Origin of the sequence: Streptomonospora salina (genome assembly GCF_014204715.1) — a bacterium.
Lineage (GTDB): Bacteria > Actinomycetota > Actinomycetes > Streptosporangiales > Streptosporangiaceae > Streptomonospora > Streptomonospora salina.
The window spans coordinates 2,701,561-2,713,492 of sequence record NZ_JACHLY010000001.1; the positions used below are offsets into that span (position 1 = coordinate 2,701,561).

General features: G+C 69.5%; 10 protein-coding genes. 5 read left to right on the top strand and 5 right to left on the bottom strand.

The annotated features are described in order from the left end of the window. The first annotated feature begins 325 nt into the window (after positions 1-325). The gene (locus HNR25_RS12340) at positions 326-973 is read left to right on the top strand and encodes an HAD family hydrolase (protein ID WP_184635189.1); all 648 of its coding nucleotides are present in this window, start codon (positions 326-328) and stop codon (positions 971-973) included. Here the strand turns inward: HNR25_RS12340 and HNR25_RS12345 are convergent. Next, entirely contained in the window at positions 970-2,238 is a 1,269-nt protein-coding gene (locus tag HNR25_RS12345) for a hypothetical protein (protein ID WP_184635191.1), read from the bottom strand. The two genes, HNR25_RS12340 and HNR25_RS12345, sit on opposite strands and share 4 nt — an antisense overlap. Positions 2,239-2,525: 287 nt before the next feature. Here HNR25_RS12345 and HNR25_RS12350 point away from each other — a divergent pair, with 287 nt between their 5' ends. From HNR25_RS12350 to HNR25_RS12365, 4 genes are read left to right on the top strand one after another with little or no spacing between them, the layout of a single operon-like run. Further along, complete coding sequence (locus tag HNR25_RS12350; RefSeq protein WP_184635192.1) at positions 2,526-3,107, top strand: hypothetical protein; 582 nt, start codon at positions 2,526-2,528, stop codon at positions 3,105-3,107. Positions 3,108-3,155: 48 nt separating this feature from the next. Then, on the top strand, positions 3,156-4,499 hold the full coding sequence (locus tag HNR25_RS12355; RefSeq protein WP_184635194.1) for a cytochrome P450 family protein: 1,344 nt from the start codon (positions 3,156-3,158) through the stop codon (positions 4,497-4,499). After that, positions 4,391-5,602: a cytochrome P450 gene (locus tag HNR25_RS12360; protein ID WP_184635196.1), complete on the top strand. Its 1,212-nt coding sequence runs from the start codon at positions 4,391-4,393 to the stop codon at positions 5,600-5,602. Before HNR25_RS12355 ends, HNR25_RS12360 begins: the two co-directional genes overlap by 109 nt. 52 nt (positions 5,603-5,654) lie before the next feature. Further along, entirely contained in the window at positions 5,655-6,485 is an 831-nt protein-coding gene (locus tag HNR25_RS12365) for an SAM-dependent methyltransferase (RefSeq protein ID WP_184635198.1), read from the top strand. 577 nt (positions 6,486-7,062) lie between these two features. On the opposite strand, the gene HNR25_RS12370 is transcribed toward HNR25_RS12365, so the two are convergent. The 4 genes from HNR25_RS12370 to HNR25_RS12385 all read right to left on the bottom strand — a co-directional run bounded on the left by HNR25_RS12370 (position 7,063) and on the right by HNR25_RS12385 (position 11,782). Then, complete coding sequence (locus tag HNR25_RS12370) at positions 7,063-7,947, bottom strand: phosphotransferase family protein (protein WP_184635200.1); 885 nt, start codon at positions 7,945-7,947, stop codon at positions 7,063-7,065. Next, positions 7,944-9,338, bottom strand: a complete 1,395-nt coding sequence (locus tag HNR25_RS12375; RefSeq protein ID WP_184635202.1) for an NsdA family TPR-like regulatory protein — start codon at positions 9,336-9,338, stop codon at positions 7,944-7,946. Before HNR25_RS12375 ends, HNR25_RS12370 begins: the two co-directional genes overlap by 4 nt. A gap of 88 nt (positions 9,339-9,426) precedes the next feature. Beyond that, positions 9,427-10,668 carry a methyltransferase, FxLD system gene (fxlM, locus tag HNR25_RS12380; RefSeq protein ID WP_184635204.1) on the bottom strand — a complete coding sequence of 414 codons (1,242 nt, stop codon included), beginning with the start codon at positions 10,666-10,668 and terminating at the stop codon, positions 9,427-9,429. After that, positions 10,637-11,782, bottom strand: a complete 1,146-nt coding sequence (locus HNR25_RS12385) for a hypothetical protein (RefSeq protein ID WP_184635206.1) — start codon at positions 11,780-11,782, stop codon at positions 10,637-10,639. Before HNR25_RS12385 ends, fxlM begins: the two co-directional genes overlap by 32 nt. Between the last annotated feature and the right edge of the window lie 150 nt (positions 11,783-11,932).

Below are 11,932 nucleotides of genomic sequence, written 5' to 3' on the forward strand. Positions count from 1 at the left end.
CGGCCCATCACGGCCAGACGGCGGGCTTTGATCTTGGCAGCACGGATGCGTCCTATGCTGCTTCCTGTTACGGGATACTCATCGCTGGCAGTCACGGCGCGAGCGCAGACGCCCGGCCAGGTTGGTGGCGCGGTTCCCCATCTCCGCGCCAGCGTCGGCTGGTGTCAGCGGCAAGTACGGTGAACGCCGAGGGGACTGATAGAACCCTTTCGGGGATATCCGAGGAGCTGTTCTCACGCTCTCCGCCCTAAGCGGGGGTGCTGGGCCAGTTGCCCGCCCGGTTGCCGCTTAGTCCGATCGTCCCTTATCCACTGCTGGAAGTCGCATGATTCGTTCCGTCGTCTTCGACGTGGGAGAGACCCTTCTCGACGACACCGCCGAGTGGGGGCGGTGGGCCGATTGGATCGGCGTACCCCGCCATACCTTCTCCTCCGTTCTGGGGGCGGTAACCGCGGCCGGCAGGAACAACGCGGAGACCTTCGAGTACTTCCGCCCCGACTTCGACCTGGCCCGCGAACGTGAACGCCGAGAGCAGGCCGGACTGGGTGAGCACATCACCGAGTCTGACCTGTACGACGACGTCCGTCCCGCGCTCAAGGCACTGCGCGGTTGCGGCCTGTGGGTGGGGATCGCCGGCAACCAGACGGCACACGCAGCAGAGCTGCTGCGAGCCCTGGAGCTTCCCGCCGATGCCATCGCCACGTCAGGGCAATGGGGCATCGCCAAGCCCGACCCCGGTTTCTTCGCCAAGGTCCAGGAGTTCGCGCCCGGGGCCGCACACGAGATCCTCTATGTCGGTGACCACCGCGACAACGACCTTCGTCCCGCTCGGGAAGCCGGGTTGCAGGCCGCGCTGATTCGACGCGGGCCCTGGGGATACCTCTGGGGCCGCGAGCCGGACGTCCAGGCGGAGGCGACCTGGGTGATCGACTCGCTGCAGGAGCTTCCCGGCCTCGCCTCGACTGCTGGCTAGCCGGCCGGATCGATCAGTGCCGCATCCGCGAAGTCCTGTGCGGCGACCGCGGCCGGCCCGCCCTCCCGGGCAATCGTTCTGACCACCTGCCGAACGTGAGGATGCACCCGGATGTGTTCAGGTGCGATCTTCAGCGCTGTCCCCAACGAGTCGACGGCCAACTCCGAGCGGCCGCACTGAAACTGCGCACGAGCGATGTCCACGTACAAGTGGGAACGACGCTCCGCAGGAAGATCGGGCGGAGGAGTCCACCCCGCTGCAGCGGCCAAGGCGTCGTCCGGCTCCTCCATGTCCAGTGCCAACGTGACCCGATGGATACGCAGAGAGGCAGGCCCGAATGCGGTGCCGTCATAGACGCCTTCATGGACCCGCTGCGCGTGGGTTCTCGCTTCGGCGAGGTGTTCCGAGGCGCGGTCGCGATGCTTGGCGCGGGCCGACATGACCGCTGCGCGCATGTGCAACGCGCCGAATGCCGCTGCCGCTCGGAGGGACGTCGACGGGTTCACCTGCGTCGCGGCCTTCTCCAGCATGCGTCGTCCCGCCTCGAAGTGCTGACGTTCATTGACCGCGAAGAAGGTCTCGGCTCGTACATAGTCGGCGGCAGCGGACGTCGCCTCGTCGTGGGATTGGTCGGCGGCCCAGCGCAAGACTTGGATGAGGCGCCCTGAGAGGTCGTACATGCCGTACTTCGCGGCGATCGCGTCAGCAGAGCGGTAGGTCTGCGCCAGCATCCGCGCCGCTTCAGTGCGCTGCCGGCCACTCGACATGAGGAGCGCCCGTGTGAGTTCGGGAATCAGGGCAGGAAGTTCATCGAGAAGACGGGCGTATTGCGAATCGAGCCGCCACGTCACAACAGCGGACGCCGCGCTGCGAAGCTCGGCCATCGGTCGCACAGGTCCGTCCTCCGGCGTGTCGTAGACATCGACGAGCTTGCGGACCGGCGCGATCACTGATGGCGACAGGTACGGCGTGGCCGGACGGTCTTCCGCGTGCGCTTTGATCCCGTCGAGGACGATTCGTTTTTTATCAGGCCTGGTCAGCTGGCGATACCCCGAGACGACTTGGGAGACCATCGGCTGGGAAAGGCCGGTGATGCGCCCGATCTCCTCCTGTCGGAGTTCGGTGTGGCGAGCAAGCAGGATGACCAGCGCGCGTGCATCTTCCAGGTGCAGTGCGCGTGTGACCTCGGGATGTGACCAGAAGTCCTGGGGGATGCAATGGCAGGCGCGCACTGACACGTCGCGACCACAGTTTGCGCAGGTCACAGGCGCATTCTCCTTGGCCGATGAGTATTACGGGATATTGCAGATCCTATTGCGCGGTGCAATGGCTCGTGCGCCCTCGACTCTCGAAACTAGTGGGCATGACCTTGAGTTACTCCTTCCCACTGAGTTCAGTGACCAGCACGGAGCGGCACGCCCAATCGGGGTGCCCGGATTGTCAGGTTCGGACGAAGCACGAAGCTCATCAGCTTCGCCCTGATTGATCAATCGCGCATCGAGACGTGCGCATTACAGGTTTGTGCTTCCCAACCGGCCTGAGAGATGCGGATATGAACGCCGACGTACCCGAAGCCCTAGTGCGCTTGCGCGCGCGGTATCCGCAGTGGGACATCCGCTATCACCCCGCCGCCTGCGTCCCCGAGGAAGGCGTGTTCGTCGCCTGCCGCGTGCCCGCCCCGGACACCGCCCTGGGCCTGCTGGCTGTGGCCGCCACCGACGAGCGCGACATGTGCCGCCGCCTGGCGATCCACGACCGGCTCGCGCGCCGAATGGCCGACGTGGCGCCCGCCAGGTATCGGGCGGAGTTCACCGATCCGGAGGATGCCGTCGTCCGGATCCGCCGCCAACATCCCCGGTGGCGGATCCGCTACGAGAGTGCCCCCGGCGGCGGCCGGTTCGTGGCCACCCGGTCCCTTCCCCCTTGGCAGGTGGCCCTGGGGCTGCTGGAGACCGTGACCGCCGACAACGCCACCGATCTGGCCCACCGCCTGGCCTACCAGGACGCCCTCGCCGCCGGCGCGGACGCGGTGATCCAGGGCATCGACATCGATCCCGACGCCCTGGACGAGGACGCCGCCGACCTGGTCGCCGGCTGCGAAGACCTGCTGCGCCAGGCCGCCGAGAACTCCTGACCCCGGTCGGACCCTCTCCCCCCGTTTCCTGCGTGAAAGCAACCCCCCATGCCGCTGCCCCCTGACCCCCCGCCGCCGCTGTTGCGGCTGGACGATCCCGCCCTGGACCTGCCCACCGCCCTCGACACCCTGCCTGAGGAGCACTTCCAGCGCGGACTCATCCCCGTCGAGCTGGAAAAAGGCGTGCCCGCCTGGCTCATGATCACCCTGGACTGCCTCCAGCGCGTCCTCAAAGACGAACAGCGCTACGCCCGCGACCCCCGCGCCTGGCACGACCTCTGGAACGGCACCATCCCCGCCACCAGCCCGCTGCAGGCGCTGTATCCGCCCCGCAAAAACGCCCTGTCGGTCGACGGCACCGAACACACCCGGCTACGCGAGGCCGTGACCGGAGCACTGGAGGACGTCGCGCTGTCCCGCGTCCCCCACCAGGTCAGCGAGACCGCCGATGTCGTCATCGACGGGTTCTGTACCCGCGGCGAGGCCGACGTGGTCTCCGAATACGCCTCCGTGCTGCCGCTGCTGGTGCTGTGCCGCCTGTTCGGCATGGACCAGTCCGCGGGGCTGCGGGTGGGCATGGCCATGCAGCGCCTCTGGGACGGCCAAGCCGACGCCGGCCACGCCCACCACCAGCTCCAGGACCTCCTGATCGGCCACGCCGCCCACCGCCGCGCCCACCCGGGCCGCGACATCACCACCGGCATGATCACCCGCGGCCTCGACGACGAAGAGATCCGCGACCAGCTCGCGCTGATCATGGCCGCCGCCCACGACCCCATCGCCCACACCGTCACCAACACCCTCGCCGACCTGCTCCAGACGTCGCGGCTGCACATGGTCGGCTCCACCTGGCTGATCAGCGAAACCCTCAACCACGGGATCTGGCACCACCCGCCCCTGGAGACCCTCGTCGGCCGGTTCCCCACCGTCGACGGCCTCGAACTGGGCGGCTACCGGCTGCGCCGGGGCGACTGCCTGGTCATGGGCTTCGGCGCCGCCCAGCGCCACCAGCTGCGCACCACACCGCCCGGACCCTCCAACCGGGCCTACCCGGTGTTCGGCATGGGCCCGCACGGCTGCCCCCGGCTGGGCCGCGACATCGCCCTGTCCACCGCCCAGACCGGGGTCGAGCGCCTCCAGCAGCGCCTGCCCGACCTGCGCCTGAGCCAAGAACCCGCACAACGGCGCGCCTCCACGGTCATCGCCGGACGCCGCGCCCTACCCGTCACCTTCACCCCCGCCCGCCCCCTCACCGCACCCGCCGCTACACACCAGGAGAACCCGTGGAATCCCTCCCCCGCCCCACGTCGCGCATCCGCCTCGAACTCGACGACCCCGCCACCAACACGCAGCGTCTTCGCGAAGCTGGCCCGGTGGCTGCGGTCGAGCTAGCCGGCCTGCACCTGTGGGCCGCCAGCGGCGACGAGGCCCTGCGCACCGTCCAAGGCGACACCAGCGGCACGTTCCTGCGCGGCGCCGAGAACTGGCCCGCCCTCCAGCGTGGCGAGGTGGATCCCGCGCACCCGCTGGTGGCCCTGGTAGGCGACCTGCGCAGCCTCCTCGCCCTCAACGGCACCGACCACGAACGGATCCGCCGACTCCTGCGCCCGGCCTTCACCCCGGCCGCCGTGAAACACCGCCGGGGCCGGATCGAGGCCGTCACCGACCGCCTCCTGGACGGGATGGCCCAGGCCGGGCCGCGGGTGGACCTGCTGGACTTCGCCTGGCAACTGACCGTGGAGGTGTTCCTCGACCTGTTCGGACTCGGCCCCGAGCACGCCGAACGCTTGAGCGACATCACCACCCGCGCCTTCGCCCTGAGCGACCCCGGCGTGCACGCGGAGGCCCGCGCCTACATCGCCGACCTGCTCGACCACACGCCGCCCGAGGCCGCCGGCGGCGACCTGCTCTCCCTGCTCGCCACGTCCCACCGGGCGGGCGACGTGTCCCGGGCCGACGCCGTCGACACCTGCTACCTGCTGATCGTCGCCGGCTTCGACACCACCCTGGGCGCCCTACTCAACGCCGCCCAGGCCCTGGCCACCCACCCCGACCAGCGCGACCTCGTCCTGACCGGGCAGGTGGGCTGGTCGCCGGCGATCGAGGAGTGCCTGCGCCGCTACAGCTCCGTGGCCACCCTCCCGATCGTCTTCACCACCCGCGAGGTCGAGCTGTGCGGCACCGCACTGCCCGCCGGGGCCGGGGTGCTGCTGGGCATCGCCGCCGCCGGACTCGACCCCCACCGGTGGCACGACCCCGAGGCCTTCGACGTGACCCGCAACCCCAAGGGGCATCTGGCCTTCGGGCACGGCATCCACTACTGCCTGGGCGCCCACCTCGCCCGCATCGAACTCGAAACGGCCCTGTCGGGCCTCTTCGCCCGCTTCCCCCACCTCGCAGTGGCCGGCGAGGTGCCGCCGCTGCCCAGCTTCATGATCCGCCGACCCGCCAGCCTGCCCATAAACCTGAACCCCGACGCCACCCGCGCCGCCTAAGGCCCCTCCTGATTCAGGCCCGGCCGCCTCCTCAGCCCCGAAGCGAGACGTCATGGACACCAACTCCGGCCCTCCTCACCAGGGGTTCGGCCCGCCTACCGTGGCCAGCCCCGCCCGTTTGTACGACTACTACCTCGGTGGCAAGAACAATTACGCCGTCGACCGCGACTTGGCCGCGCAGATCGAGGCCAAGGTGCCCGAGATCAAACCGATGGCGCAGACGAACCGGCGGTTCCTCGCCCGCGCGGTGGACCACATGGCCGCCCGGGGCATCGACCAGTTCCTCGACATCGGCTCCGGGCTTCCCGCCCAGAACCCGGTGCACGAGGTCGCCCGCCGCCACCACCCCGGCGCCCGGGTCCTCTACGTCGACCACGATCCCGTTGTCCGCCTGCACGCCCAAGCACTGCTGGCTGATGCCCCCGACATCACCGGGGTTGTCGAAGCCGACATGCGTGAGCCCGAGACCATCTTCGCCCACTCCGAGCTGGGCGACCGCCTGGATCTCTCCCGCCCTGTCGGGTTGCTCCTGGTGGCGATGTTGCACTTCCTGTGCGACGACGAGGCCCCCGCCGGGCTGCTGCACCGCTACCTTGCGCATTTGCCAGCCGGCTCCTACGTCGCCATTAGCCACGTCGAGTCCGACACCGCCCCAGATCGCGCGGCCGCTCTGGAGCGGTTCTACGAATCCTCCACTTCGGCCCTGCGCGCCCGCTCCTCCCCCGAGATCGCCCGCTTCCTCGACGGCTTGGAACTGGTCGACCCGCCGGGCCTTGCCCCCATCGGCCACTGGCGCAGTCCCCTCGCCCCCATGTCCGACGACGAGCCCCCGATCCCTCCCGAGGAGGCGTGGGGGCTGGGCGGTCTCGCCCGTCTGCCCTGAGATTGACCACCCCCGCGCACCTGTTGCGCGGCCTGCCAGGTGTCCGCGCCGCCGCACTGATGCCCTTGTGCTCGGGCTCCTCTGCGCTGGGCGGCGGTGACGATGCTGCCGATCGCCACCACCGCGGCATGGACGGGGAGGTGGCCACGGTCACCCTCCATCGAGCATTGCCTCAGTTCGCTGCCGGGGTGCGGGTCGAGGCCGCACCGGCGGATCAGCCGAGATAGGGATGAACCCCGGCGAGGTAGCCGGGCCCCACCGCCTGCGGCCGGGCGGTGGGGCCGACGCATGACGACGCATCGCCGCTGCGCTACTCAGCTGCTCTCGGCCCGCGTCGCCAGTCCTCCAAATCTTCCTCGAATCGGGGGACGACGTCTCCGGCTGCCAGAGTGGGGTAGTCGAGTTCACGCAGGAGTGGGAAGTACTTGAGTTGCAACTCCAGAGGAAGCCTCACCAGCCCCTGCGGAGCGGTCGGCCACGGCTGGAACTCCTCGTCTACGCGCCTCATATCGATTATCTACCCGCGAAACTGCAGGTCACAACGCCTGGAACACTGGCAGCCCTCGCCTGCTTGCCCTCAAGTGGCGGGAGTCCACGGCCATGGCCGTGGACCACTGCGACCGCGGAGGCAGTCGAGGCGGAGACGGGCCTCGGTGTGCATGTTCGGATCAGTGGGGGCGTGCTGGGCGAAGTACAGGCACATCCGGAGTTCGCGTATGTCGCGCATGGTCGCGAACCCGGACCAGGTGGTGACGTCATGCCCGTAGACCTCGACGAAGTGGCGGTAGTCCTCGGCCGAGACCCATCCGAAGGACGTGTGTTTGATCGCGGTGGAAACGAGGTCCCATTCGGGCCGTCCGATCGAGCAGCGCTCCAGGTCAATCAGCCGAGCCGCGCCGTCCTCCGTGCGGGCGATGTTGCCGACCCACGCATCGCCGTGCACGACGCACTCCGGTAGGCCCTCAGGGAGTGCCTTCCACGATGCGCGGAGGTCGTCGAGGTGGCGGCGTAGCCAGTCCCGGTCGTCCGCTGGCAAGCTGGTGGCTTGCTCGATGCGCTGGTCGAGCCGGACGAACGGATCCAGCCGGCCCAGTGGCAGGTGCTCCGACGGGGAAAGTGCATGGAGGGCGCGGATCAGATGCGCGACATCGGCGACGGTGCCCGGCCCATGCGGGGGCAGTTCTTCCCACCAGGTCACGGCGTGGTCCTCGACCAGAGAAGGTTGGTCGAGGTCGATCGGACGTACCGCGGCGATCCCTTGCTCGGTGAGCCAGCGGGATACCGCGACCTCCCGGGCCGCGGCGGCGTGTTGTCCAGGCCGCGTGATGCGGGCCACGACGCCGGGGCGGGCGCGCAGGACGGCGTTCTCTCCGAGGCGGATGACGCCGGGGTCCTCAGTGGTGATCTCGGCGCGGTGTGCGGCGGCGCTCAGGATCCGGGCGTAGGGGGCGGGAATACTCATGAGGTAGCCACCAGGGTCGTGATGCGTTCTCGGAGTTCGCCGACGTCCCGGACGGGAGCGACGTGCCCGGCGGTGTCGTGGAGTTCGCGCAGGTCGTCTTCGGCACGCCGCGAGCGCACCCGTCCGACGTCGTCCAAGGCCCGGTCTGCGGCACTGACTCCGTGCTCGACCTCGCGGACGTGCAGCAGCAGCGAGGCGAGTTTGACGCCGGAGATGGCGCGGGATCGGGCATAGACGTCGCCGTGTCCGTCAACCGCTGCGCTCAGGCGATCGACCGCCGGACGGGCGGGGTGGGCTCCAGCCACGGCGAGGTCCCATAGTGCATGGCCGGTATCGCCAGCGTGTTGGGCCGCGTCGTAGTAGCTCATCCATGCAGGAGCCGGGGTCGGCGCCTCCGATACGAAGGCATCGTCGGCATTGCCCACCGCGGTGAGGGCCGCTGGGCAACGGCCCATCTTGGCGTAGGCGCGCGCCCGGGCCGTGTGCAGCATCGCCTGTTCGAGTGCGGAGAGTCGTTCGGTGCGCACCAGGCCGAGTTCGGCGTAAGTCAGCCCTTCATCGGGTCGACCGCACCAGATGGACTGTCGGGCCCGATGGGAACAGATCTTGGCGCGCAGATGCCAGTCGCCGGCTTCCTCGGCGCACTCGGTAGCGAAGGCGAACGCCCGCCGAGCGTCGTCGTGGGCGTAGGCGTCGAAGGCCATGAAGCCACCGACCATGAACAGCTGCGCCACCGCAGCGAACGCCTGTTCGCGCAAACTGGGCGGGCACGGAGCTTCCAGGAGTCGGGCGGCCCAGTGCAACTGGCCGATGACGGCGCCGCGCGTCGCCGTCCCGCCGTAGTTGTGGTCCCAACCCGTGAAAACGTGTGCGGCCTCGCGGATCTGGTCGAGGTCGGAGGAGTGGATCTGCACGGGGCGGGAGAGGTCCGTCAGGGAGGCGCTCAAGGTGAACAGGGGAGACGCCGCCAGTCCTGTTCCGGCCGTCTTGAGAAAGCCCCGGCGATCCACGTCTTCCAGGATGCTGTGCGTCGGCGCGTCGCCGCTATGATCCGCTTCACTCTTGGGCGTATCGACGGGGTCGGTGGGTACCTTCCGGCGCCCTGGAACACGCCCTGTTCCCCGTCGGGTGGGGCGGAAGCCGAGGGCGGCGTCGTTGTCGACGCCGAGGACGGCGCGCAGCCCTGCGCGGTAGGGGGAGGTCGGCCAGAGGACCTTGCCGCGTTCGTAGCGGGCGATGGTGTGGGCATCCATCTGGTAGCGCTTGCCGGTGGTGCGCCATAGGTAGGCGGTGACCGTCTCGGCAAGTTCCGCCCGGCTCATCGCCTCCCCCGGAGCCGAGGGCGACGCGCACGCCTCCCGTGCCTGACGAAGCAGGTGATTGGGTTCCACTCGCACTCCCCGGCCCCGACTGCCCCTCAGCGTAACGGTCCGGCCCCGCTCCCTTACGGGGCGACGCCTGTGCTCCTATCTCGGACGGTCAGCCCTCGCCCAGCGCTGGCGACCGGTGGTCGTAGGTGAGCACGAACCGGCTGTGGGCCTTGTCGATAACGGGGCCGGTGAGTTCGCTGGCCGGGGTGCCGGCGGGATAGACGCGGAGTGTGGGGGTGTCCTGCTCTCGCCCGGGCGCCCAGGCTCGGACCTGTTGGCACAGGTACTCGGTCAGCTCCGGGGCGGCGGGACCGTGGCCGATCGCGCCCAGTTCTGCGTGCACCTCGCCGCCGGAGTCGACTCGGCGGACGGTGAGGTAGGCCAGCGTGTCGCTGTCGGCCAGCGCCAGACGCCACCACCCGGGAACCGGGTCACACACCTCGGGGGGAACGTCGGGTAGGACTTTGAGCCGGCACACCCGCGTATCCGTAGTGGTCAGGCGAAGCCAGATCCCGTCGTGGGACTCGTTGCGGGCAAGGGTGACTCCGGACCAGGCGGTGACGCGCGGCTGGTCCAGGAGGCCGCGCAGAGCGGCGATGTCGATGTCCTGGTCGCGGTCTGAGTGCAGCGTGACCCGCTCGTCGTCGGTGATGGGGCCGGCGAGTTCACCGTCGTCCTCGCCGAGGAGGTAGACGAAGCCGCACAGGTGCAGAGAGTCGGAGACCAGCACGCCGTCACGGTCGGTCAAGGCGGCGCTGCGGCCTTGGCCGCGCCACCGCAGCGGGGCGACCAGCCGCCCGCCGGGGGCGAGCTGCTTCCGCCACGCGGGTGGGATGTCCCAGGGAGAGACGGTGACGATGATGCGGTCGTAGGGCGCGTGGTCGGGGTAGCCGAGGGCGCCGTCGCCGGTGATCACGTGCACGCCGCCGTAACCGGTGGCGCTCAGCGCCTCTGCGGCGTGGCGCGTCACGTCGGTGTCGATGTCGACCGTGGTCACCAGGTCTGCCCGACCGGTCAATTGAGCGAGGAGGCATGCGTTGTAGCCGGTGCCCGCGCCGATCTCCAGGATGCGCTGTCCCGGGCGGACGTCGAGCTGGTCCAGCATGGCCGCGACCAGCCATGGAGCTGAGGCGCACGACAGCGACCGACCGTCCTCGAACCGGTGGGTGACCACCGCCTGGTACGGGTCGTAGGCGTCAGCCGGCCCGGCGTTGGGCACGAACGCGTGGCGCGGGGTGTCGAGCAGAACCTGCTCGACCTCGTCCCGGTAGGCGTGTCCGGTCGCACGGATGCGTGCCACCATCTCCGCGCGCAGCGCTTCAGGCGACGCCGTGGCGGTGTGGGTGCTCATTGATTCCTTCCGGTCGTTCCCTCGGTGCTTCGGTCCCGGTGTCCGGGGCCACGCCTTGGCCGGTGGATGCGTCGGTGCGGGAAGATGGATTGAGTGCGTTCTTCAGCGCCTTTTCGCTGGTCCGGACGGATTCCATGAGGTCACGACGGGCTTCGGCGGGCAGGGTGCCTTGTCCCAGCCCTGAGGCGTCAATGCGTTCCTGAAGCGTCGCCGCCGTTGAGGGGGCGAGCCGGGCTCGGCAGGTGCGGTGGGTGAGGACGTCGTGGGCGAGGGAAGCGTCCTCAGCCTCCAGGGCGTCGTGCACTACGGCCTCGGTGATGTGGTGGGTGCCGGGAAGCCCCATGGCGAGGTCGATGACGCACAGGCCCTGGCGGACCCGGAAGGCGGAGTGCTCGCGGACGGTTTTCTCGGCCTGGGGGTAGCGCTCCACTATTTCCTCGATGTCCGGCGGCCGATCTCGGCCGGCGCGGGATCGGCAGAGCACGCGCAGCGTGGCGGCGACGGTGTGCTCCCACGGGGACTCGGTGTGGGAACTGTCGAGGAGTTGGAGCGCGTAGTCAGGGTCGCCGCATGCGCTGTGGGCGAGTACGGCGGTCTGCCGTCCGTCGAGCAGGCGGCGACCGATCGCGTTGTGGCGCTGGATGTGCTGGAGTGCCTGAGACCAGCGACCTGTCTGCGTCAGCGCGCGGGTGCCGTCGCTGAGCAGGATCGACCAGAGCCACTGGACGATCGTGCGGTGGTCTTCTTGCGTGGCGGTGAGCTCGGAAAAGCTGATCGGGATGCCGGCGATCACGGTGTCGGTGCGCGATTTCGCCGCGGTGAACAGGCGCTCGAAGTGGTGGTGGCCGGATTCGTCGCCGTCGCGGATCAACAGTCGGCCGAGGTTGATGAGCGGCTGGAGTGCGAGCTTCGCGGTGGCGGCGTCGTCGCCTCCGGCCCGGAGGAGTATGGCGGCTTGGCCTGCGCACAGGTCGCGCGCGAGTTGTGCCATCCCGCAGTCGCTGGCAGTCAGTGCGGCGAGATTGTGGGCCTGCGCGGCGCTCAACAGCGGCTGGTCGCTGCCCTGGGTGGCGTTGCGGGCGCGGGTGCGGATCTGGTCCAGGCGCTTGTCCAAGGGCGGGCAGGGAGGCTTGCCGCGCGGTAGGAGCGGATGGCGCCGGGCGACCTGCTCGCACACGTCGGGTGCCGCAGCACCGGCCGTACTGTGGGAGTCCGAGCTGTCCATAGTCTGCCTCCGATCCACCTACCCGACTCCTCCAGCACC

What these genes read in the sequence shown, in the direction of transcription:
- HNR25_RS12340 (WP_184635189.1), top strand. Translation starts at nt 326, where the DNA reads ATGATTCGTTCCGTCGTCTTCGACGTGGGAGAGACCCTTCTCGACGAC.
- HNR25_RS12350 (WP_184635192.1), top strand. Translation starts at nt 2,526, where the DNA reads ATGAACGCCGACGTACCCGAAGCCCTAGTGCGCTTGCGCGCGCGGTAT.
- HNR25_RS12355 (WP_184635194.1), top strand. Translation starts at nt 3,156, where the DNA reads ATGCCGCTGCCCCCTGACCCCCCGCCGCCGCTGTTGCGGCTGGACGAT.
- HNR25_RS12365 (WP_184635198.1), top strand. Translation starts at nt 5,655, where the DNA reads ATGGACACCAACTCCGGCCCTCCTCACCAGGGGTTCGGCCCGCCTACC.
- HNR25_RS12370 (WP_184635200.1), bottom strand. Translation starts at nt 7,947, where the DNA reads ATGAGTATTCCCGCCCCCTACGCCCGGATCCTGAGCGCCGCCGCACAC.
- fxlM (WP_184635204.1), bottom strand. Translation starts at nt 10,668, where the DNA reads ATGAGCACCCACACCGCCACGGCGTCGCCTGAAGCGCTGCGCGCGGAG.